The sequence below is a fragment of the Viridibacillus arenosi genome, from assembly GCF_001955655.1.
GTDB classification, from domain to species: Bacteria; Bacillota; Bacilli; order Bacillales_A; family Planococcaceae; genus Viridibacillus; species Viridibacillus arenosi.
Genome location: NZ_MSPW01000001.1, coordinates 340185 through 361454 on the forward strand (window position 1 = coordinate 340185; position 21270 = coordinate 361454).

Here is a 21270-nt window from a genome sequence, read left to right on the forward strand (position 1 = left end):
AACTATTATAGGTTGATTTATTTTTGTAATTTAGTAACTGTTTTTTTCTACAAGACTTACTTTACAGAAATTTTTTGTAATAAACAACGCTATTTCAATTACAGATATATTACAGTTTGACTACAAAGAAACAGAGTTTTATAACATAATTTTGATTTTATGTATTTTAAATCTCATTTTTTCCCATTATTATAACAAAAAAGACCTTTGACTGATTTCTCAGTTCAAAGGTCTTCCATTTTGTAGTAGTACAGTTAATTTTAGTCTTCGTTATTCATACCCGTATAAATTAACACTAGACGTAGTAATTCCATTACAGCTGTCGCAGCCGCTGCAACATAAGTTAATGCTGCTGCACTTAAAACTTTTCTTGCATATGGTTCTTCTTCGTTCCGAATAATACCATGTTCAACAATTTGATTCATCGCACGTTTTGAAGCATCAAATTCAACTGGTAATGTAACTAATTGGAATACAACTCCCGCTGCAAGTAATACGATCCCTACTAGTAACAAAGGTTGAATAGTTGCAATTAAACCAATCATAATGAAAATCCATGATGCATTTGAAGAAATATTTGCTACAGGAACTAATTTAGAGCGCAAAGTCAAAAATGAATACGCTTCTTTATGTTGAATTGCGTGTCCACATTCATGGGCAGCAACAGCAGTTCCTGCTACAGATGCTTCATGATAGTTATGAGTAGATAAAGCAACTGTTTTTGTTGCTGGATTATAGTGATCAGATAAAAAACCTTGTTGCTCTACTACGCGGACATTACTTAACCCGTTCTGATCTAAGATTAATCTTGCAACTTCTGCACCTGTCATTCCAGAAGTTGAACGAACTTGTGAGTACCGTTTGTACGTTCTTTTTACTTTCATTTGAGCGTAAATCGGTAACAGTAATAATACGATAAAATACACGATATACATCGCAGTTGACAAACTAACCATCCTCCTAATACTAGCTTACTATTATTTTAAAGTGTCTATGACCTTTGAGCAAATGAAAAGCTTTTTTTAGCTGTCCAAAATGCCAGTGATATACAACAAATTGACAACCAAAATGTGAAGTAACCTATAGTTTGAACATAATCCGACAACATATGATAAATTGGCATTTGGCCAAAAACATAATCAATGACATCATTATGCAAAGTCCAAATCGCCGCAACCCATACATGGATAAATGAGAAGCGGTAAGCAGGTAAATACAGAATCCCTTGAACAGCCATCATGAAATGAGAAAAGATTAACATCCATCCCATCCAGCCAATTGAACCGTCTTCAAAAAGTGCCCAAATGTTCATCACAACAGCCCACAGACCATACTTAACAAGCGTAATTAAAGCGAGTGCCTCGATTAATTTCCAATGTCGTCCAAGCAACCATCCGACAATTGCTATACTAAAAAAGAGGCTTGCAGTAGGACTATCTGGCACAAAAATAAGAAATATTGGTTTAGTCATTTCTAATTGCCAGCCATACCAATCATAGCCCCAAATTGTACCGACCACATTGATAATTAATAAAAGCCATAAAAACGAACGATGTGTTAGTATGACCCAACATTTCGAAACAATAGTAGGCATATTATAACTCCTTTTTCAATATGAAATATGTATTATTTAGTATTTACAAGTAAATTAGTATCATTCACTTGTATATAAATAGTATAAGTGATATTTGCGGTTATGCATATGATAATCATTTTAAATATACCTTATGACAATACAACTGAAAATTAAAAAAGAGCCAGTTACCTGACTCTTTTAATTGATTACGTATTATTCAGCTTTTAAGCTTTCAATAAACTCAGCAAGCTTTTGAAGATCTTCATCAGAACCCTTATATTGGCCTGGAGGCATACCACCAATACCATCATGAGCGATTTTAACAACTTCATCAGCAGTTAAGCCTGTGTTCATTAATGATGGACCTGCACCACCCTCAAGGTTTTCACCATGACAGTTAATACAAGATTGTCCAGCATAAACTTTATAGCCATCAGACTCTTTATCGAATTCGACTGTTTCAACAATCGCACCTTGTTTTGCAGCTGCTTTCCAGTCATGGTTAACTACTGATTCCCAAGTTAAGAAAATCATAGAAGCAATTGCTAATAACATAAACGCTACTGGAAGTGGGCGTTTCATTGGGCGACGTTCTGGACCTCTATCTAAGAATGGTGCTAATAATAGGGCTCCGAAAGCGATACCCGGTATTACCATAGCTCCGATAATGTTATATGGACCTGAAGCGTATTCATATTTTAATAATTGGTATAAGAATAAGAAATACCAGTCCGGTAAAGGTATATAACCTGTGTTTGTTGGATCAGCCTGCGCCTCAAGTGGAGACGGGTGAGCAACAGTCAAGATTAAATAACCAATTAGGAATACAGCACCAACCATCCATTCTTTTAGTAAAAAGTCTGGCCAGAATGGTTCTGTTTTTCCCGGATATTCGGAATAGTCTGGTGGAGTTTTAGTTCTGTTTGCCTTATAAGGCACACGAGAATCCCCTACGAATTTCATTCCTTTTCCGCGATGCATTGTGTCCCCTCCTTTAGTAATTCTTCAAGTTCATTAAAATTTTATAATGGACCTGAAATACCTTGTCTGCGAATCATTACAAAGTGTGCTGCAAGCAACCCAAGCAAAGCAGCTGGTAAGAAGAATACATGAATCGCAAAGAATCTTGTTAATGTTTGTGCTCCGAGGATAGTTGCATCTCCGGCAAGTAAAACTTTTATTGCTTGACCAATAAATGGTACAGATGCAGCAATTTCAATACCTACTTTTGTTGCGAATAATGCTTTCATATCCCAAGGAAGTAAGTAACCTGTAAAGCCAAGACCTAACATTACTGCGAAAATTAGAACCCCAACAATCCAGTTAAGTTCACGAGGTTTTTTGTATGAACCTGTGAAGAATACACGTAATGTATGTAGGAACATCATAACAATTACGAGTGAAGCTCCCCAGTGATGCATACCACGCACAATCTCACCGAATGCTACTTCATTTTGAAGGTAGTAAACAGATTTCCATGCATTTTCAATATCCGGAACATAGTACATTGTTAAAAACATACCTGAAAGGATTTGAATAACTGTAACGAAGAACGTTAAGCCCCCAAAACAATATACGAATGCAGAAAAATGATGTGCAGGGTTAACGTGCTCTGGCACTTCGTGGTCAGCTATATCGCGCCAAATTGGTGTGATATCTAAGCGTTCATCGACCCAATCATAGATTTTATTTAGCACTGATGTCGTACCCCCTTACATTTAAACTAAAGTATTTGGTCTTGTTTTTCCGATCATTAATAGACCGTCTTTTGCTTTTACTTCGAACTCATCTAACGGCCCAAGTGGTGGTGTACCTTTGATGTTCTCACCAGTTTTCTCATATCGGCCAGCGTGACAAGGGCAGAAGAATTGGTTTTTGTGTGCTGGGTCACCTTCCCAGTTTACAGTACATCCTAAATGCTTACATACAGGTGAAAGAGCGATAACTTTGTCGCCTTCTTTGTAAACCCACGCTGTACTTGTAACATCAGATTTGTACCAAGCGTCAACTTGTTCAAAAGTAAAGTCAACTTTAACAGGAGTTTCTGTTAATTCAGAGATTTTTTGCTTAGTTAATACGAAATCTCCGCCTTCTTTTTTCTGTAATACCGGGTCAACTGCAAAGCGAACCATTGGCATTAACATACCAGCAGCCATGAAGCCACCAACACCTGTTAGTGTGTAGTTTAGAAATTGACGTCTTGTTACACGATTGTTACTCATACTTTTCCCCCCTCTAACTTTAAAGGTAAGTCCAACGGACAAACTTATACAAAATAGTAATACTAGGACATATCTATGATATATCAATCAAAATGGAAGGTCAATAACGCATTCGACACTTTTGTCATGATTTGTGAACATTTCATGAAAGAAACTTACAGCTCAGACCATTTAGCTGATAGCATTGGTACTACTTGTCGAATCTGATCACTTAGTACTGACTGTTTTACTGATTGATCCATATCACCAAGTGGAATAGATGGTAGCCACAACACAGATAGCTCAGGCACTTCGCTTGTCCAACTATGATCTGAAGTCATATAAAAGATATATTTAAAACCAGCCAATTTTAATTCTTGGTCTATTGACTGAATATAATCCTTCTTTACCATGCTATTCGTATAGGTAAATGGTGGCATTACCATAACTCGTCCTTTAAATTGTTGTTCAACAAAAGCTGTTAACGACATTAAAAATTCTGCTGCTGATGCGCTTTGCTTCATTCCCGTTGACGATCCATCAATAACTGTTAGTGGCACGATTGCTGTGTCTATAAATTCCTTTTGCGCTGCGAATACTTCTACATCTTTGCCAATCCAAAACATTTTTATTTCCTCCCGAGAAAAAACTTCATCTAAAGGATGAAGTTTTTTCTATTCATTCACATTTTTTAAGACATTAAGTAATGCTGATAATTCATAAAACTTCTCTTTATCATTATTATCTAAGGCTTCATCGATTTGCTTTAAAATTGTTTCTTCCCTAAAAGACTTCATGCTATCGTTCAATATTTCCTCTGCTAACATGCGGTCCTTTTCACTAATGTGCAAATACTTTGGCATATGAGGGTTCTCTTCAAGAACCGCTAAGTATTCGCTACTTGGTGGTAATTTAGGGAAATTAAGTTGAATATACATTTCTTCTTCTGGGTGCATCCTCAAATCGTGGAATGATTTCTCAGCGTCTGCTGTCATAATATTTCCTTTATAAAATCGAAATGGAATACCAGATGATTCAGTCGTTGACATGACCATTGCTCGTGGACAATAATGTGCTTCCTCAACAAAATGTACATGCTCTAGCAATTCATCATGGCCAAGTAAATAATTTAAAATCCAGACACATTCACGTCGCTTTAACTGATAACGTTTTAAAAACCAATGAACGAAAACCTTTTTATCCATCACAGAAACGGAAGCGGTCATACCGATTCCCCCTCTCACTCGAAAGTTTGTAAGAGATCCAACCAAGTCGGCTCATCAGGCTGTAGTGCTACTAATCGTTTTACGACTTCGTGAGCTTCCCCACGTTTGCCATCTTCGATTAAGAAATACGCGTACTTTTCTAAAAATGCTGGATCTTCCTTATGGTCATTATATGCCAAAGTATAAAATTCGTATGCACGATTATAATCTTCTAGGCGGTCATAAGATTGTGCCGCAAAAGCAGATAATGTAGACCAATCGAAGTCATCGTTACGTAATATTTCGATTAATTCAACAACCTCTTCATCACGTTCATCTTGCGCTAACAGTGAAACGAGCGTTAAAATGGCTTCCATATATTCTCCATCAAGAGCAACCGCTTCGCGTAAATATTGTTCAGCCTCTTTTGGTAAACTATTCTTCAAAGCCATCTTTCCGGCAAATAAATATAATTCTTTGTCATATTCATCACGTTTGATGCCTTCTTGAATTATTTCCAATGCTTTTTTATTTTCTTCTTGCATTGCATAACTCTCAGCTAATAATAAATAAGCTGCAAAATAATCTGGATCTACTTCTTTTAACTCTTCTAAATGTTTTATTGCAGTTTCATACATTTGGGTTTGGAACGCCGAATAAGCTGCTCCAAATAAAAGATCAGGTGCGACATGATAATCAAGGGCTTTCAAATAATATGTTAATGCTTCTTCAAACGCCGCACCCGTGCGATGAACTTCTGCAAGACGTTCAACTAATCTGATACCCGCAATCTCTTCTTGTTCCTCGTATAGCTCACCATAAAGACGTGCTGCTTCAGCTAAACGACCTAGCTCTAAAAGGAGCTCTGCCTTTGCAAAACGCAATAAAGGTTCAGTAGGTAGTAATTCTAATGCCTCGTTAATACGTTGTTCAGCGACCTCATATAGTCCTTGCATTTGATAATAATCCGCCAATGCTAATAAAACTTGAGGATATTCTGGTTCGTCTGGACGCACAGACATAAACATTTCTAATGCCTCGTCCTCATTTCCAATGTCCATTAGCAACACAGCACGGTCAATTTTTAATTGTGTTTCTTCAGGGAACAAAAATTGTAAATGCCCAAATAATTGATCTGCTTCAGTTAAAAAACCGTAATTTACTAACAGCTCAGCAATTTCATACTGTACATTTGGATCAGCCTGCATTTTAAGCTGTTCCATTAAATCTTGTATACCTTCTAAATTTCCTTGCTCAATTACTTCTATCATTTTGTTTTGAATATCCAAATGCTTCACCTATTCTCATTAATTTCAATCATTATGCTACATGACAAATTCTTTATGTACAAGGAAAAACCCTCCTATTTTGCGGAGAGTTTTCGCTTTTATTTTATTCAATTAATTACAGCTTGTACATCTTCAAAGAATGTTGGGTAAGAGACTGCAATACAATCAGCATCATCTAACTCTATTGCACCTTTAGTAATAAGTGCGGCAATTGCTCCCATCATGCCAATACGGTGATCTCCATATGTTCGAATAGTACTACCAGTTAAAGGTGTTGGTCCATTAATAATCATACCATCATCTGTCGCCACTATATCTGCGCCAAGCTTTTTCAATTCATCCACAACTGCTGTTATACGGTCTGTTTCTTTTACCTTCAGCTCTTCTGCATCTTTAATAACAGTTTGTCCATTAGCCTGTGTTGCTAATAATGCAAGAATCGGGATTTCATCGATAAGTCGAGGAATAACGTCGCCACCAATTGTCGTACCTTGCAATTCAGAAGTCGAAACAGTGATAGTTCCAGTTGGTTCAGAAGCTGATTCATCATCGATTTCAATCGACATATTGGCATTCATTTCTTGCAATACTTCAATAATACCTGTGCGTGTATGATTTAAACCAACGTTCTCTAACGTTATTTCACTATTTTTAGCAATCGTTCCCGCAACAAGGAAAAACGCTGCAGAAGAAATATCGCCAGGTACAGCGACATGAGTAGCAGTCAATTGTTGACCACCTTTTAGTGACACAATGCCATCTTCATTAGTAATTTCTGCACCAAATTGACGAAGCATACGCTCTGTATGGTCACGTGATACTTCCTTCTCGCGAATAACTGTCGTTCCTTCTGCATTAATACCAGCTAATAAAATCGCGGACTTCACTTGTGCACTTGCCACTGGCATTGTATAGTCTATTGCCTGTAGCTTCGTACCTTGAATTGCAAGAGGCGTAAATTGACCATCCATACGCCCTGTTATTTTAGCACCCATTTCTCGTAATGGATTTATAACACGTTTCATCGGACGCTTAGCAATGGACTCGTCGCCATTTAAAACTGTATGGACATTAGAGCCCGCCAGTAAACCGAGCATTAAGCGGGTTGTTGTACCAGAATTTCCGGTATATAAAATATCAGTTGGTTCCTGCCAAGTAGCCATGCCATTACTCTCGATTACGACATTTGTACCATCAAGTTCAATCTGTACACCTAATTTACGGAAACAAGCAATTGTATTTAAACAATCATCACCAAGTAAAAAACCACTTACCGTCGTGCGCCCTTTCGCAATTCCGCCGAACATAATAGAACGATGAGATACTGACTTATCACCTGGAACCGTTATTTTCCCACGTAATGTTGGCTTATTGTAATCTAAAGATTTACTCTTCACCATTCTATTCACCTACCCTTTATGAAATATAAATTTCGTATGGACTGCGCTTTTGTATACAAGCAGCAGCACGTTCACGATCTTCTGCATTTTGGAAACTAACAACTAAAATACCGAAGACATCTTCTCGCGTTTCCACGATACGAATATTCGTAATACTTATTTGTTCCTCAGCTAGATAAGCTGTAATTTCAGCAATACTACCAGGATAATCAGGTACATCTACATATAAATCATAGGTCATGTACATTGCACCTTGTGAACTAATCGGTAACTCATCACGCACCGATTTAGCTTTTGCAAAATAATCCTCAATCTGAGTTGCCTCTCCCGTAATCAGAAGGTCCTCTACACGTTTCATTTCAGCTTGCCACTCAGCCAATTGCCCTGCAATTTGTTGACGATTTTGCATCGTTATATCGCGCCATAGAATAGGATTAGAAGACGCAATTCGTGTCAAATCTCGAAAGCCCCCTGCTGCTAACATTTTTGTTATAGGGTTATCAGCTCCCTCAGCATGTAATTGATGAACTAAAGAAGCTGCCACTATGTGTGGAAAATGACTTACTACGGACGTCATATGATCATGTTCAGAAGCTGAAACACGCATTAATTTAGCGCTAGTATATTGCAGTAAATTCTGCAGTATATTAATCTTTTCTTCGTCCTCACCTTCTAAAGGTGTGAGCATATAATACGCATTTTCAAATAGATAAGGCTTGGCCGCTAATACACCACTTTTATGGGACCCTGCCATAGGGTGGCCTCCGATAAATGTAATGCCGTTTTCGCGAAGCTCAAATGCTTTTTCCATAATTAATGACTTTGTACTACCTGTATCTGTCACAATTGTAGCAGTTGGAAGTTCCCAAGATTTAAGAGACTCCATCCATTCTAGCGTAGCATTTACAGGTGTTGCAAAAATAATAATATCTACTTTTTTTGCTGTTTCTTCAGGATTTTTCGTAACATCTTGGACGACGCCAAGTACTTTTGCACTTTGTAATGTGTCTGAATTGGCATCAAAGCCAATCACTCGGACATTCGGTGATTTTTGTAGAGCTAATGCTATCGATCCACCTATTAGGCCAAGCCCTACAACAAGAACAGTTTGTTTCATGAAAAAACTCCTTGCTCCTGTAATACTACTTCTAATTGTGTTAAGAAACCCTCATTTTGAGCTTGTGTACCAATTGTCACACGAATATAACCTGGTGTACCTAGTGCATTACCACTACGGATAATGAAACCCCGTTTCATCAATTCTTGGAAAACAACATCACTGTCAACTTTCACTTCCATTAGAATGAAATTCGTATCAGTTGTAAAAAAATGTAAATTATTTTTTCCGCAAAATTCTTCGATTTGTTTTTTACCTTTATTGTTTTCCTCGCGACATTTTTCGATATATGCATCATCTTCTAATGCGACTTGTGCGATCGCTTGGCTTAAAACTGTGTTATTAAAAGGACCACGAACTGGATCCAATTTTGCAATTAATTCTTTATTGGCAATACCATATCCTACGCGGAAAGCAGCAAGACCATATGCTTTAGAGAACGTTCTTAAAATAATGACATTTGGATAGTCTTGAATATAAGGGATTGTATCTTTATGTCTAGCGTTTGTAACATATTCAAAATACGCTTCATCTAACACAACCAATACATCAGACGGAACTTTCTTCAGGAATGCTTGTAATGGTGCATCTTCTACCACTACACCTGTTGGATTATTCGGGCTACATACCCACACAACAGCTGTATTGTCATCAATTGCTTCAAGCATTGCATCTAAATCATGATTACCATCTACTAAAGGTACTTCACGAATTTCAGCACCTTCGATTTTTGCGTTAAGGCCGTATTGAGAAAATGTTGGTTTTGCCATAACAGTATTAACACCTGGATATAATAATGCACGTGTAATAATACTGATTAATTCGTCAGAACCGTTACCAAAAATTAATTCATTTTCTTCTACGCCTAGTTTAGTAGCCACCGCTGCACGTAAGTTCGTTGCATAACCATCAGGATACAACGCGAAGTTAAATGATTCATTTGCTAAAAATTCACGTACTTTTGGTGAGCTACCAAATGGATTTTCATTTGATGCTAATTTAACAATTTCATCTAAGCCAAATTCTTTTTTCACTGCATCTATTGATTTTCCAGGTTGATATGCTTTCATACCTGTGATTTGTTCTTTCCATTTCATCGAACGTTCGCCTCTTCCTTAGTAGTTGATTACTTTGCTAAATCGGGTCTTAATTTAACTGCGTCATTTAAATAAATGTGACGAATCGCTTGCTGACTAATTTCCGTATTCACGTGCAAAAGTACTCGAATACATAATGGCAACGCATCAGGAACATTCATCTCGTGCATACACATAACCGGCACATAACTCCAGCCTTCCATAGTACGTACTGCTTTCGCTGGGAATGCTGAAACTATATCAGGTGTCGTAGAAATGACAACTGATGCAACATCGTCTGCAACAATATTATTAGCTTTTACGATTTCTTCTATTAATTTCTCTGTCTCTGCTAAAACGATTGCCGCCTGATCAGACTGCACCGTTATGGCTCCACGTACTCCTCGAATCACGCGAGCACCTCCTTTATTAACACACGAAGAAGACCATCAATTTCTTGACATTCTTCTATTGATATTTGTTGAACAAACGGCTCACCAATTTTCTTTAATAAAACAAATTGTAAGATGCCATATTCTGCTTTTTTATCTTTCATTAAATAGTCTAGTAGTTGTTCAAATGTAAACTGATTAACTGCATCAAATGAGTAGCCGTTACGTATTGCAAATTCGATGAAGGAGCGAGTAACCGTTGCAGGTATTGTACCGTATCGCTCACTTAAAATAAGTGCATAGACCATCCCGATCATAACTGCCTCACCATGTGCTAATTTACCAAAACCTGAGGCTGCCTCAATAGCATGGCCATATGTATGACCAAAGTTTAAAAACTTTCGAACAGAATGTTCTTCCTCATCTTCTGCAACAATACCAGCTTTAACACGAATACCTTGCTCAAGGTGCATAGCAAGGTCAGCTTGACTGAAATCCAAAATAGAGTTTGTAGACATTAATTCCGCTAACCACTTTTCATCTGAAATAAGTGCATGCTTAATCACTTCTGCCATCCCAGAACGCACTTCTTTTTCTGGTAAAGTTTTTAAATATGAAATATCATATAAAACTCCTTGGGGCTGATAAAATGCCCCAATCATATTCTTCCCTAGAGGATGATTAATAGCTGTTTTACCACCAACTGCACTATCATGCGCTAATATCGTAGTAGGAATTTGAATAAATGGAATACCACGCATAAATGTGGATGCAACAAACCCCGTTAAGTCACCAACTGCTCCTCCGCCAAATGCGAAAACAAATGTTTTTCGGGTGCATTTTTGTTCTAATAAAAATGATTGTGCTGCAAAGAAGCTTTCAAATGTTTTACAATCTTCTCCCGCTGCTAATATATTCACTTTAAATGGGTATGGAAATTCCGCTGTAAAGCGTTCACTATGTAATTTCCATACATTTTCATCTGTAAAGACAATAATTTTATCAGCCTTAGAGAGTTGTTGATCAAATGATTTAACTGCTTCAGTTAGACTATTTGCACTTATTTGTACTTCATACGCATGGGATTTCGCTTTAACTGGAATATTCATTGTTAAAACTCCTTCGTATATTGTTTATGCGCTGCAAGCTGTTCCTTTAGCTGTGGTAATTGATCACTATGGAAATGCTCCATTACTGCATTTGCTATTTCCCAGGCAATAACATGCTCTGCTACAACAGAAGCCGCAGGAACTGCACAACTATCAGAGCGCTCAACACTTGCTTTAAATGGTTCTTTTGTTTCAATATCAACACTTTGTAACGGTTTATACAAAGTAGGAATTGGCTTCATAACTCCACGGACAACAATTGGCATACCTGTTGTCATACCACCTTCTAAACCGCCTAGACGATTTGAACTTCTAGTGTAACCGTCTTCCTCAGACCAAATAATCTCATCATGCACTTCGCTACCTTTGCGATGAGCCATTTCAAAGCCTAGACCGAACTCTACCCCTTTAAATGCATTAATACTTAACATAGCAGCTGCTAGTTTTGCATCTAATTTACGATCATAATGTACGTATGAACCGATACCAGCAGGTAAACCTTCTACGATTACCTCTACAACTCCACCAATTGAATCACCCGCTTTTTTAGCCTCATCAATTGCTTCAACCATTTTTAGAGATGCTTCTGCATCTGCACAATAGCATGCGTCTTCTTCGATTATTGCGCGGATTTCAGCGACCGATTTTCCAGCAGTAGATTCAGGATTTGCAATAATTCCACCAATTTCAGTAACATGAGAAACAATTGAAATTCCTAACTCTGCTAAAAGGGCTTTTGCTACAGCACCAACCGCTACTCGAACGGTTGTTTCACGAGCTGAAGAACGCTCTAATACATTTCGTAAATCACGATGACCATATTTCATACCACCAACTAGATCAGCATGTCCAGGGCGAGGGCGAGAAATTTGACGTTTAATTTCTTCAGGATTAACATCCTCTGCTAATGGTTCTGCACCCATGATTTTCGTCCAGTGTTTCCAATCATCATTTGTAACAACTAGCGCTACTGGAGAGCCTAAAGTACTGCCATGGCGGACGCCTGATAAGATTTCAACTGTATCCGTTTCAATCTGCATACGGCGACCTCTACCGTGCCCACCTTGACGTCTTTTTAATTCTTTATTTATTAACTCTGCCGTAATTGGCAATAGAGATGGTAACCCTTCAATGATTGTTGTTAATTGCGGTCCGTGTGACTCTCCTGCTGTTAAATATCGCATAACACTTTCTCCCTTCAACTCGCTAAAGTATATGTTTTTCACTATAACATATTTTAATCAAAAAAACAGTGAATAAACTGAACTTTTGCAAACTCTTATTAATTTGGATTTTCTACCTATTTTAGAAAAAATCGCCTTTCGCATTCATTGCGAAAAGCGTCCTTTCGTTAACCTATATATATAAAAACATTTACAGCTTTCTATAAAAAAACGTATCCTCAATATCTAATTGATATCTAGAAGGATTAAAAATTTGTTCTGTTGAACCTACAAATAATACGCCACCTGAACGAAGTGACTTACTAAAGTTATCGTAAATTTGATCCTTTGCTTCTTCAGTGAAATATATCATCACATTACGGCAAACAATTAAATCATAGTTTTGATCATATGTATCTTTTAATAGGTTATGCTTTTTAAATGTGACTGTTTTTTTTATTTCGTTTTTAACCTTATAAAAAGAGCCATCATTATCAAAATACTTCTCTTTGATATCATTTGGTACTTCTGCTAAAGAGCGTTCAGGATAAACACCCGCTTTTGCTTTTGCAATGGCATTTTCGTCTAAATCTGTTGCTGTAATAGAGATTTGGGATAATGGCACATGATTTGATAACGTCATCGCTAAAGAATATGGTTCTTCACCTGTAGAACAAGCGGCACTCCAAATTTTCAATTTCTTATTTTGCTGTAATAGACGAGGGAATATTTTGTTTTGAAGAACTTCCCATCTCTTGCCGTTACGATAAAATTCGGAAACATTAATAGTCATACGATCCAAAAATTCATCTAATAGTGCACGATCTTTGTCTAAAGCATTATAAAAATCGATGAAGCTTTTATAGCCTTTTTTTTCATACAAAGATGTTAAACGCCTTTTCATTTGAGCCTCTTTGTATAAAGCTAGGTCAATACTTGTTTTTCTCTTAATACTTTCTACAAATTGTTCGTAATCCGTCATAAGCTTATCTTCCCTCTCCTTCAACCTAATTCTATTATAATGGATATAAGTCATTACTTAAATAGTAGAAATGCAGACTTGTTTGACAATTTAAACAAATCTATTCGAATTTTTAAACTTATAAAATAACAGAGAAAAAAAGCTGTCCGCAAAATTGCGAACAGCTTTGAAAATATGAATTATACTAATTCGTTTTCGTTGAAGAATAAACCGATTTCACGTTCAGCTGCAGCTAAAGAATCTGAACCGTGAATAACATTGTGAGAAACAGTAGTAGAGTAATCTCCACGAATTGTTCCTGGAGCTGATTCAGCAGGGTTTGTAGCGCCCATCATTAAACGTGCTACAGAGATTACGTTTTCGCCTTCCCATACCATTGCGAATACAGGACCAGAAGTGATGAATTCTACTAATTCACCGAAGAATGGACGTTCAGCATGTTCTGCGTAGTGTTTTTTTGCAAGCTCTTCAGTAATTTGCATTAATTTAGCGCCTTTAAGTTCGAAACCTTTACGTTCGAAACGATCTACGATTTCACCTACTAATTGACGTTTAACGCCATCAGGTTTAACCATTAGAAATGTTTTTTGAATAGCCATTGTTAAAATACAACTCCTTAAGAAATGTTTACAGGTTTTATACCCACCGTAAAATATTATCATTGTCCGACAGATAGTTCAACATATAGTATTAAAATTTGCGCTTACCCATATATAATGCGATATCACGCAAGGATTTTTTGATCGAATTTTGCGGAAGAGCTTCAACTTCACGTAATGCTTTTTGCAAATATGTGTCGCTTATCTTTTTCGCCTTCTTAATTGCTTCTGATTCACGAATCTTCCCCAAAAACTCTTGTCTTTCATCTTCGGTCATTGTACCAGCCAATGCTTTTTCAATGAGAGGACGCATAGTAGGGTCATCTTTCACTAACAAAACGGGCAAAGTAATATTACCTTGTAGTAAATCACTTCCTGCCGGCTTACCGAGTTGTTTGTCTGTTGATGTCAAATCAAGAATATCGTCGATAATCTGGAAAGACATGCCGACAAAATAACCGAATCTCTTTAAATGGCTTGCAACGCGTTCGTCTGCGCCCGCAACAACAGCACCTAGATGGCAACTAGATGCTATAAGTAATGCGGTTTTACGTTTAATCCTTCTAAAATAGTCACGCATATTTTGATCGAGTTGCATTTTATCTTCGATTTGGATAACCTCTCCAACACAAATTTCTACCATCGTTTCTGATAAAATTTGATGCGCTTTCGGATTATCGATATCAGTAATATATTGCAGTGCTCGTGCAAAAATAAAGTCGCCAGTGTACATTGCCACTCTGTTATTCCATTGAGATTTAACTGTAGGTCTTCCTCTTCTCATTTCCGAATCATCAATAACATCATCATGAACGAGTGAAGCCATATGAATTAACTCCAATGATACTGCTACTTTTTTTATCATTTCAATATCATACTGACCAAATTTAGCAGCAAGTAAAACGAAAACGGGACGAATTCTTTTCCCTCCAGCTTTTAACAAGTGAAGAGAAGCATCATTCAAGAAGTGAGAAGACGAATTCAACGCTGTTTCTAATTCTTTTTCGATGATTTCTATATCTGATTTCAAATCAGAATAGAGTAGTTTTAACTTCATCTTTTCCACGTGAATAAACCTTCTCCCACCTAGTTTTCTTTTTTGAAGCCCATATGCATAGCAGCAGCTCCACCACTATATGCTTTATATTTCACATTTTCGAATCCTACTTGCTCGAACATTTTCTTCAATTGTTTCATACCTGGGAATTCATCCGCAGATTCCTGTAACCATGAATATTCTTTATAACTTTTAGCAAATAGCTTACCAAAAATCGGCATAATGTATTTGAAGTATAATCTAAATAATTGACGGTAACCAGGAATTTCTGATTGTGATGTTTCTAAACAAACTGCCATACCACCAGGCTTTAATACTCGATTTATCTCACTCAACACTTGCATATAATCCGGTACATTTCGAAGCCCAAAACCAATTGTTACATAATCAAATGAATTATCTGGGAAAGGTAATTCCATGGCATTCCCTTGCAAAAGATTGATTTGAGGATAAGATTTTGTTTTCTCAATGCCCACATTTAACATGTTTTGACTAAAATCCAGACCTGTTGCTTGTCCAGTTTCGCCAACAGCTTCTGCCATAGTAATCGTCCAGTCTGCCGTGCCACAGCAAACGTCTAAAGCTTTTGAGCCTGGTTTCACTTGCATACGATTCATCGTATCTTTGCGCCATTTTTTGTGTAATTGAAAGCTAATGACAGAGTTCATTTTGTCGTAGCTATCAGAGATATTCTCAAACACTTCATGTACGCGTTCTTCTTTAGATTGCGACACTGTTTTCAACCTTCTCTCGTCGTTTGATGTTCACATGCAATTCTTGGCATGCGATTTACAATGAGCGTTTTCACTTCATCTTGAAGAAATGGAGAAGTTGAAATACTTCGAGTAAATGTAGATGAAAGCTCTGATACTAACTCTTCTAAAATTCGCTCTGCTGATCTCTTCGTAGAAGTAAACTGCTCACTTTTCTCAATGGCTGCCACTATGCGAGTCTTCATATGTGTTTCTTGTAAGTTACGCAATTCATAAGATAGTCTATTTAATAATAAGCCTTGCTGCATTAGTGGTATATATTGGTCAAAATAATAATGCTTCATAAATTGTTCAATAGACTTCGATTCGATGACAGTTAATGCATGCAACCAATCTGTTATAGGTCGAATAGTTGGTTCATAGATAGCTGTCTTCTTTTCACTAATGTCAACGATACCATCCGATAATGAGCGAATCAAAGCGATATTAGGTATTTTAGACAATAGTTGATAATATATGCCACTATAAAAATCTCCTGCCAAAACCGTTAATTGTTGATCCTTCGATGTAGCGTCTACTTCATCGATTTGGTCATGAGCATGAAGTGCAGTGTAGATAATACCAATTGTTGTAGATACTTCATCTTGCTCATTAGTCCATATTTCACCATTCAAAAATGGCAACAATAGATAAAACAATGTCACATTTTCAACGATTGGCTGACCTGTATATTTGAGGAGCGTTCTATGATGCAATTGCATTAAAATATTGTTTTGTAGTTCTTGTATTTTGTTATCAATGATAGTTGCATTCATAAACTTTTCTCCATTTCAGTTCATTTCCTGTTGTCATATACTTTACGAACATTTATATTATTTTCGTGCAATACTAGTTTTTTTAAAAATTAAGTTTATGATTATTTTTTTGCTTCACTGTTTACGACGCCATAAGCTGTATGAATTTCTGCTTTACCGCGAATTTTCATAGCTGATGTATGCTCTGTAAATTGTGCAATCATAATTTCTCCGCTATCTAATTTTTCGGAGTGATGAAACTTTGTATCTGTACCGCGAGTTAAACCGATTACGTGAACGCCATCTTCTTCTGCACGGATTACTATATAGTCATTCTGAGACATATCAACATTCTCCTTGCTACATTATTTCCTTTGTTCATCATATCACAAATAAAAGGCTATTTTAAGACATTTGAATGAATGATAGTATTTCTGAACGTTTTATGTCGTCTTCTTCAAAGATTCCTTTTGATACAGATGTGATAGTCTTAGCTCCAGGCTTTTTAATTCCTCGCATTGTCATGCACATATGCTCTGCTTCAACAACTACATAAACACCTTGTGGCTTAAGCATTTCCATCAAGGTATCAGCAATTGTTGCAGTAATTCGTTCTTGTAATTGCGGACGATGCGATACTGTTTCAACAGTTCTTGCTAATTTACTTAAACCTGCTACAACGCCATCTTTTGGTATGTATGCAATATGCGCTTTACCATAAAATGGTACTAAGTGATGTTCACACATTGAGTAGAACGGGATATCCTTCACAAGGACAACCTCATCATGACCTTCATGGAAAACTGTTTCAAAATATTTTTTTGGATCTTCATGCAATCCTGAGAACATTTCTTGATACATTTTTGCAACACGCTTTGGTGTATCTAAAAGCCCTTCACGATTTGGATCTTCTCCAACTGCTTCAAGAATCATTTTAATCGCTTGTTCTATTTTATTTAAATCCGTAGTAGTCAACATTAATCCCCCATTATATCTACATTACTAGTTACCTTGTGATGTTAGCACAATCAAAGCAAAATGCAAAATGCCTTGCCTAATATTAGAGCGGGTATTTTTGGTGATTTATCCATTACCTTTTTTATCAAAACCATATTAGTTTTAAATTTTTTGATTTACTTAACTCAATAGGCAATTTCATATGTATTCACTTTTCGTTGTAATCCCTAATCCATCCATTCTAGATAGCAGGTTTTGTAGAGAATATCTCTGTACGCTTAAATACCCACTAATTCTAGAACTTATTTATTTTTCCGTTTTACAATTAAAAGCTATATAACTATATAACATACGAAACTAAAAAAGTGAATAATTCTAAAACAAATAGTATCTTAATCGCTAAATTACAGCATGAATTATTACAATTCCCTGCTCCTCACACTAGAAATGAACAAGAATAATAAATTTCTTGTTCATTTCTAGTGTCTAATTCATTTAAAAAAATCTAGCTAATAGCAAACAAAAAGAACAGCTTTCCGAAGAAAGCTGTTCTATGTACCCTAGATACTATTATTTGACAGCATCTTTAAGCGCTTTACCTGGTTTGAAAGCAGGCACTTTGCTAGCAGCGATTTCGATTTCTTCACCTGATTGTGGGTTACGACCTTTACGAGCCGCACGTTCACGTACTTCAAAGTTACCAAAACCGATTAATTGTACTTTATCACCCGTTGTAAGAGCTTCTTGAATTGTATCAAATACTGCTTCAACTGCTTTAGAAGCGTCTTTTTTAGAAAGACCTGCAGCTTCAGCAACAGAGTTAACTAATTCTGTTTTATTCACACCATTCACCTCCTCTCAAGGGGCATTGACTCAATCATGTAAAAAGATTATCACAACCGAAAACCCTATGCAACAATATTTATACTCCTTTTGCCTAGTTTAAGCAAATATAATCCTTATAAAACGCAAAAAAACCTTTTTGCACAGTCACAAAAAGGCTTTTTTTTCTTATTTTATAGGTAATTTGGTAATTATAAAATGAAAGTTACCATACCACGATCACCTTGGTTTACCATCCGTTCAATCGTTTGACGCATTCTCGTTTTTGCATGAGCTGGCACAGCATTTGTTTTATAAGCTATACTTTCCTTCATGACCTCATAAAGCGGTGTACCAAATAATTGGGTATTCCAAAGTGCATCTCTATCATGATAATATCCGTGTTTCAAATCTTTTAATAGCTGCTGACTATGAAACTCAGACCCTATTAATGGAGCAAATTCCGCTTCCATATCAATACGTAAAATATGATACGACGGCGCATTTGCCTTCATGCGTACACCAAAGAAATTATTTTGTTTAATGATTTCTGGTGGTGTTGGTTCAAGTTCTTGCATATTAGGCAGAGTAACTCCATAACCATCTTTTTTCGCTTTTTCAATGGCTTCATGGAAGCGTTTATGAGCCTGTCTAGCTTCCTGTGATTCTTTAATAAATAACAGCCATTCCTTTTTAGTAACTACTGGTTCATCCAAAAATTGTTCACAAATAGCTTGATATATATCATTTTTTACTTGAATAGTAATTCTCGCACTACCCATACCTGGATTGACATCGGTTACTTCTGCATTGGAAATATAATCTTCTTCACCTAGTTTTGTTGCAATATGTTTGACATCTCGAATTTTCGTTACAGAATCACTCCATGTAGTGATGGCGTCATTTAAAGAGACGTTAATTGTATTCGTATCTCCAATGACCTCCATCCAGTCAGGGCGTTCCACTTCGATCGATGTAATTGGAAATTCGTAAAGTGCTTCTTTCAAAATTTCATTTACTTCTTGCACACTCATTTGATCCGCAGAAGTACTAATTACTGGTACCTGATAGCGATCAGACAGCTCATTTTTCAGCGCCACAGTATCTTTATGCGCAGGCATTTTACTATTTATTACCACAACAAATGGCTTACCAATTGACTGAAGTTGCTCAATTATTTCAATTTCTGCTTTTTCAGCTGCCTGCCTTGGTATACCATTAACAGAGCCATCTGTAGTAACAACAATACCAATATTTGAATGATCACGGATGACTTTATCTGTTCCAATTCTAGCCGCTTCCTGGAAAGGAATTGGCTCATTATGCCACGGCGTGTGTACTAATTTCGGACCATTTTCATCCTCATACCCTTTCACACCGTCAATAATATAACCCACACAATCAGCTAGTCTAATTTGCATCGTAAGGGGCCCTTCTCCTACTGCAATTTGTGTTCCTTTAGCTGGGACGAATTTAGGTTCGGCAGTCATTATAACAGGGCCTGGAGAGCTTTGAGGCAGCTCGTCCTGTGCTCTTAATCGTTCTGCTTCATCTGTGATGTTTGGCAATACCATAACTTCCATTACACGCTTTGTAAACGTTGATTTCCCTACTCGTACTGGCCCTACTACCCCAATATATACATCACCGTTTGTGCGCTCCACAATTTGCTCATATAATTGTTCTGAAATGTGAATCCCTCCTATTCTACGCAATCTATTCTATGCATGAAAAAAACGTTTCATGCTAAAAGCATCAAACGTTTTAGAAGGTTATTTTTTATCGGTTAAGAAAATGACTTCATTCTTATCGTTTACTGTGTACGGTAAAGAATAGGCTGGTAAAATAGAGTATTTATCAGATAACAAATAACGGATGTCATCGCCTGATTTTACTTTTGGATTATCTTCATCTAATATACGTTGTAATTCAATAGAATAATCAATACAAATTTCTCCACTACCTTTTACAACTAAAGGCAGATTTACACTCGAATAAGGACTTGGGACTGAAGGTGATTTTTTGTAACCCATCTTCACATAATCCATTTGATAAATATCACCAATAATTTTATCAGAGATTGGGACGAAACCATTCACACCTTTTTTTATGTTCAATTCACGAATTATTTCTGCACCACGTAAATCTACTAGTTTAACAAGTGGTTTTTTACTCTCTGCATTCCAAATGACATATTGATAAATTCCACCCTTTTCATAGGCATTCCCAGGAATCTTGTCTAAATGACCATTTAGTAATTTTTCGAATTTAATGGGGTACTTTATATATTGATCTACTTTCTCATCACGATTTTCGATTGGTAGTAATCCGCCTGAAGAATCTCTAAATGAATCTATCGCCTTTTGGACAACTATTAGTTGTGCTTCATCTGGAACTTGATTCTCAGCACGTTCAGATTGCGGATACATACACCCAGATAAAAGAGTAGCTATTACAGCCATCAACAATAACATTCTCGTTTTTTTCATATACTTACCTCATTTTCTTAGGATTACCATGTGAAGACGACAAACATCATCGTCAAGAAACCTATGAATAAAAATAAATATGAGATCAACGCTATAATTGAACTCACTATTGCATTTTTGATTTTATGACGACTTAAGTAAATTAACCCCATCGCTACTAACATAAAACCAATAGAATAGAAAGATATCCACATCATATCCATTGGAGAAAAAGGAGTACCATTTAGTAGGACTAAGCTTGACAACAGACCAACCACCTTTCATTTCTAGAAACCGTTTCCATTCTCACAGATGAAATTATATCACAAAAAAACAAGAGGTGAGGAAGC

Annotated in this window: 25 protein-coding genes; all 25 read right to left on the minus strand. The window is 36.6% G+C overall.

The window, feature by feature from the left end:
- Positions 1–260: 260 nt before the first annotated feature.
- The 25 genes from BK137_RS01585 to BK137_RS01705 all read right to left on the minus strand — a co-directional run bounded on the left by BK137_RS01585 (position 261) and on the right by BK137_RS01705 (position 21186).
- Positions 261–935, minus strand: a complete 675-nt coding sequence (locus BK137_RS01585; protein ID WP_038191191.1) for a zinc metallopeptidase — start codon at positions 933–935, stop codon at positions 261–263.
- Between the two features lie 56 nt (positions 936–991).
- Entirely contained in the window at positions 992–1594 is a 603-nt protein-coding gene (gene lhaT, locus BK137_RS01590; protein ID WP_038190633.1) for a lipoprotein heptaprenylglyceryl N-acetyltransferase LhaT, read from the minus strand.
- A 195-nt stretch (positions 1595–1789) separates the two neighbouring features.
- Positions 1790–2557, minus strand: a complete 768-nt coding sequence (locus BK137_RS01595; RefSeq protein WP_038190636.1) for a menaquinol-cytochrome c reductase cytochrome b/c subunit — start codon at positions 2555–2557, stop codon at positions 1790–1792.
- A 41-nt stretch (positions 2558–2598) separates the two neighbouring features.
- Positions 2599–3273, minus strand: a complete 675-nt coding sequence (gene qcrB / locus BK137_RS01600) for a menaquinol-cytochrome c reductase cytochrome b subunit (protein ID WP_038190639.1) — start codon at positions 3271–3273, stop codon at positions 2599–2601.
- A 21-nt stretch (positions 3274–3294) separates the two neighbouring features.
- On the minus strand, positions 3295–3798 hold the full coding sequence (locus BK137_RS01605) for a QcrA and Rieske domain-containing protein (protein ID WP_038190642.1): 504 nt from the start codon (positions 3796–3798) through the stop codon (positions 3295–3297).
- A gap of 155 nt (positions 3799–3953) precedes the next feature.
- Positions 3954–4403 (minus strand): YpiF family protein, encoded by a 450-nt coding sequence (locus BK137_RS01610; RefSeq protein WP_038190647.1) that lies wholly within the window; start codon positions 4401–4403, stop codon positions 3954–3956.
- A gap of 48 nt (positions 4404–4451) precedes the next feature.
- Positions 4452–5003: a ReoY family proteolytic degradation factor gene (locus tag BK137_RS01615; RefSeq protein WP_038190650.1), complete on the minus strand. Its 552-nt coding sequence runs from the start codon at positions 5001–5003 to the stop codon at positions 4452–4454.
- Positions 5004–5017: 14 nt separating this feature from the next.
- Positions 5018–6253, minus strand: coding sequence for a tetratricopeptide repeat protein (locus tag BK137_RS01620; protein WP_038191192.1), 1236 nt, complete (start codon positions 6251–6253; stop codon positions 5018–5020).
- A gap of 125 nt (positions 6254–6378) precedes the next feature.
- Positions 6379–7671 carry a 3-phosphoshikimate 1-carboxyvinyltransferase gene (aroA, locus tag BK137_RS01625; RefSeq protein WP_038190653.1) on the minus strand — a complete coding sequence of 431 codons (1293 nt, stop codon included), beginning with the start codon at positions 7669–7671 and terminating at the stop codon, positions 6379–6381.
- A gap of 16 nt (positions 7672–7687) precedes the next feature.
- Complete coding sequence (locus tag BK137_RS01630) at positions 7688–8788, minus strand: prephenate dehydrogenase (protein WP_038190661.1); 1101 nt, start codon at positions 8786–8788, stop codon at positions 7688–7690.
- Positions 8785–9885 (minus strand): histidinol-phosphate transaminase, encoded by a 1101-nt coding sequence (gene hisC / locus BK137_RS01635; protein WP_038190662.1) that lies wholly within the window; start codon positions 9883–9885, stop codon positions 8785–8787. Before hisC ends, BK137_RS01630 begins: the two co-directional genes overlap by 4 nt.
- A 29-nt stretch (positions 9886–9914) precedes the next feature.
- Positions 9915–10277, minus strand: a complete 363-nt coding sequence (gene aroH / locus BK137_RS01640; protein WP_038190663.1) for a chorismate mutase — start codon at positions 10275–10277, stop codon at positions 9915–9917.
- Positions 10274–11365 carry a 3-dehydroquinate synthase gene (gene aroB / locus BK137_RS01645; protein ID WP_038190672.1) on the minus strand — a complete coding sequence of 364 codons (1092 nt, stop codon included), beginning with the start codon at positions 11363–11365 and terminating at the stop codon, positions 10274–10276. The genes aroH and aroB overlap by 4 nt, the downstream gene beginning before the upstream one ends.
- 2 nt (positions 11366–11367) lie before the next feature.
- Positions 11368–12549, minus strand: a complete 1182-nt coding sequence (gene aroC / locus BK137_RS01650; protein WP_038190673.1) for a chorismate synthase — start codon at positions 12547–12549, stop codon at positions 11368–11370.
- Positions 12550–12739: 190 nt separating this feature from the next.
- Entirely contained in the window at positions 12740–13510 is a 771-nt protein-coding gene (locus BK137_RS01655; protein WP_038190675.1) for a CheR family methyltransferase, read from the minus strand.
- A 179-nt stretch (positions 13511–13689) separates the two neighbouring features.
- Positions 13690–14109: a nucleoside-diphosphate kinase gene (gene ndk, locus BK137_RS01660; RefSeq protein ID WP_038190677.1), complete on the minus strand. Its 420-nt coding sequence runs from the start codon at positions 14107–14109 to the stop codon at positions 13690–13692.
- Between the two features lie 91 nt (positions 14110–14200).
- Positions 14201–15175: a heptaprenyl diphosphate synthase component II gene (gene hepT, locus BK137_RS01665; protein WP_038190681.1), complete on the minus strand. Its 975-nt coding sequence runs from the start codon at positions 15173–15175 to the stop codon at positions 14201–14203.
- Between the two features lie 20 nt (positions 15176–15195).
- On the minus strand, positions 15196–15900 hold the full coding sequence (locus BK137_RS01670; protein WP_038190684.1) for a demethylmenaquinone methyltransferase: 705 nt from the start codon (positions 15898–15900) through the stop codon (positions 15196–15198).
- Positions 15901–15905: 5 nt separating this feature from the next.
- Positions 15906–16694 (minus strand): heptaprenyl diphosphate synthase component 1, encoded by a 789-nt coding sequence (locus BK137_RS01675; RefSeq protein WP_051448851.1) that lies wholly within the window; start codon positions 16692–16694, stop codon positions 15906–15908.
- 101 nt (positions 16695–16795) lie between these two features.
- Positions 16796–17017 carry a trp RNA-binding attenuation protein MtrB gene (gene mtrB, locus BK137_RS01680; protein WP_038190686.1) on the minus strand — a complete coding sequence of 74 codons (222 nt, stop codon included), beginning with the start codon at positions 17015–17017 and terminating at the stop codon, positions 16796–16798.
- 61 nt (positions 17018–17078) lie between these two features.
- Entirely contained in the window at positions 17079–17648 is a 570-nt protein-coding gene (gene folE / locus BK137_RS01685) for a GTP cyclohydrolase I FolE (RefSeq protein WP_081730155.1), read from the minus strand.
- A 552-nt stretch (positions 17649–18200) separates the two neighbouring features.
- Complete coding sequence (locus BK137_RS01690) at positions 18201–18473, minus strand: HU family DNA-binding protein (protein WP_038190738.1); 273 nt, start codon at positions 18471–18473, stop codon at positions 18201–18203.
- A gap of 191 nt (positions 18474–18664) precedes the next feature.
- Positions 18665–20167 carry a stage IV sporulation protein A gene (spoIVA, locus tag BK137_RS01695; protein ID WP_327192377.1) on the minus strand — a complete coding sequence of 501 codons (1503 nt, stop codon included), beginning with the start codon at positions 20165–20167 and terminating at the stop codon, positions 18665–18667.
- Between the two features lie 57 nt (positions 20168–20224).
- Complete coding sequence (locus BK137_RS01700) at positions 20225–20941, minus strand: hypothetical protein (protein ID WP_038190740.1); 717 nt, start codon at positions 20939–20941, stop codon at positions 20225–20227.
- A 23-nt stretch (positions 20942–20964) separates the two neighbouring features.
- A complete protein-coding gene (locus BK137_RS01705; RefSeq protein WP_227752011.1) occupies positions 20965–21186 on the minus strand; it encodes a DUF2768 domain-containing protein in 222 nt (73 codons plus the stop codon).
- Positions 21187–21270: the final 84 nt, after the last annotated feature.

Bases quoted from the DNA above. Each gene is read 5' to 3' on its own strand.
- BK137_RS01585 (WP_038191191.1), bottom strand. From the start codon at position 935: ATGTATATCGTGTATTTTATCGTATTATTACTGTTACCGATTTACGCT.
- lhaT (WP_038190633.1), bottom strand. From the start codon at position 1,594: ATGCCTACTATTGTTTCGAAATGTTGGGTCATACTAACACATCGTTCG.
- BK137_RS01595 (WP_038190636.1), bottom strand. From the start codon at position 2,557: ATGCATCGCGGAAAAGGAATGAAATTCGTAGGGGATTCTCGTGTGCCT.
- BK137_RS01605 (WP_038190642.1), bottom strand. From the start codon at position 3,798: ATGAGTAACAATCGTGTAACAAGACGTCAATTTCTAAACTACACACTA.
- BK137_RS01610 (WP_038190647.1), bottom strand. From the start codon at position 4,403: ATGTTTTGGATTGGCAAAGATGTAGAAGTATTCGCAGCGCAAAAGGAA.
- BK137_RS01615 (WP_038190650.1), bottom strand. From the start codon at position 5,003: ATGACCGCTTCCGTTTCTGTGATGGATAAAAAGGTTTTCGTTCATTGG.
- BK137_RS01620 (WP_038191192.1), bottom strand. From the start codon at position 6,253: ATGATAGAAGTAATTGAGCAAGGAAATTTAGAAGGTATACAAGATTTA.
- aroA (WP_038190653.1), bottom strand. From the start codon at position 7,671: ATGGTGAAGAGTAAATCTTTAGATTACAATAAGCCAACATTACGTGGG.
- BK137_RS01630 (WP_038190661.1), bottom strand. From the start codon at position 8,788: ATGAAACAAACTGTTCTTGTTGTAGGGCTTGGCCTAATAGGTGGATCG.
- hisC (WP_038190662.1), bottom strand. From the start codon at position 9,885: ATGAAATGGAAAGAACAAATCACAGGTATGAAAGCATATCAACCTGGA.
- aroB (WP_038190672.1), bottom strand. From the start codon at position 11,365: ATGAATATTCCAGTTAAAGCGAAATCCCATGCGTATGAAGTACAAATA.
- aroC (WP_038190673.1), bottom strand. From the start codon at position 12,549: ATGCGATATTTAACAGCAGGAGAGTCACACGGACCGCAATTAACAACA.
- BK137_RS01655 (WP_038190675.1), bottom strand. From the start codon at position 13,510: ATGACGGATTACGAACAATTTGTAGAAAGTATTAAGAGAAAAACAAGT.
- ndk (WP_038190677.1), bottom strand. From the start codon at position 14,109: ATGGCTATTCAAAAAACATTTCTAATGGTTAAACCTGATGGCGTTAAA.
- BK137_RS01675 (WP_051448851.1), bottom strand. From the start codon at position 16,694: ATGAATGCAACTATCATTGATAACAAAATACAAGAACTACAAAACAAT.
- mtrB (WP_038190686.1), bottom strand. From the start codon at position 17,017: ATGTCTCAGAATGACTATATAGTAATCCGTGCAGAAGAAGATGGCGTT.
- BK137_RS01700 (WP_038190740.1), bottom strand. From the start codon at position 20,941: ATGAAAAAAACGAGAATGTTATTGTTGATGGCTGTAATAGCTACTCTT.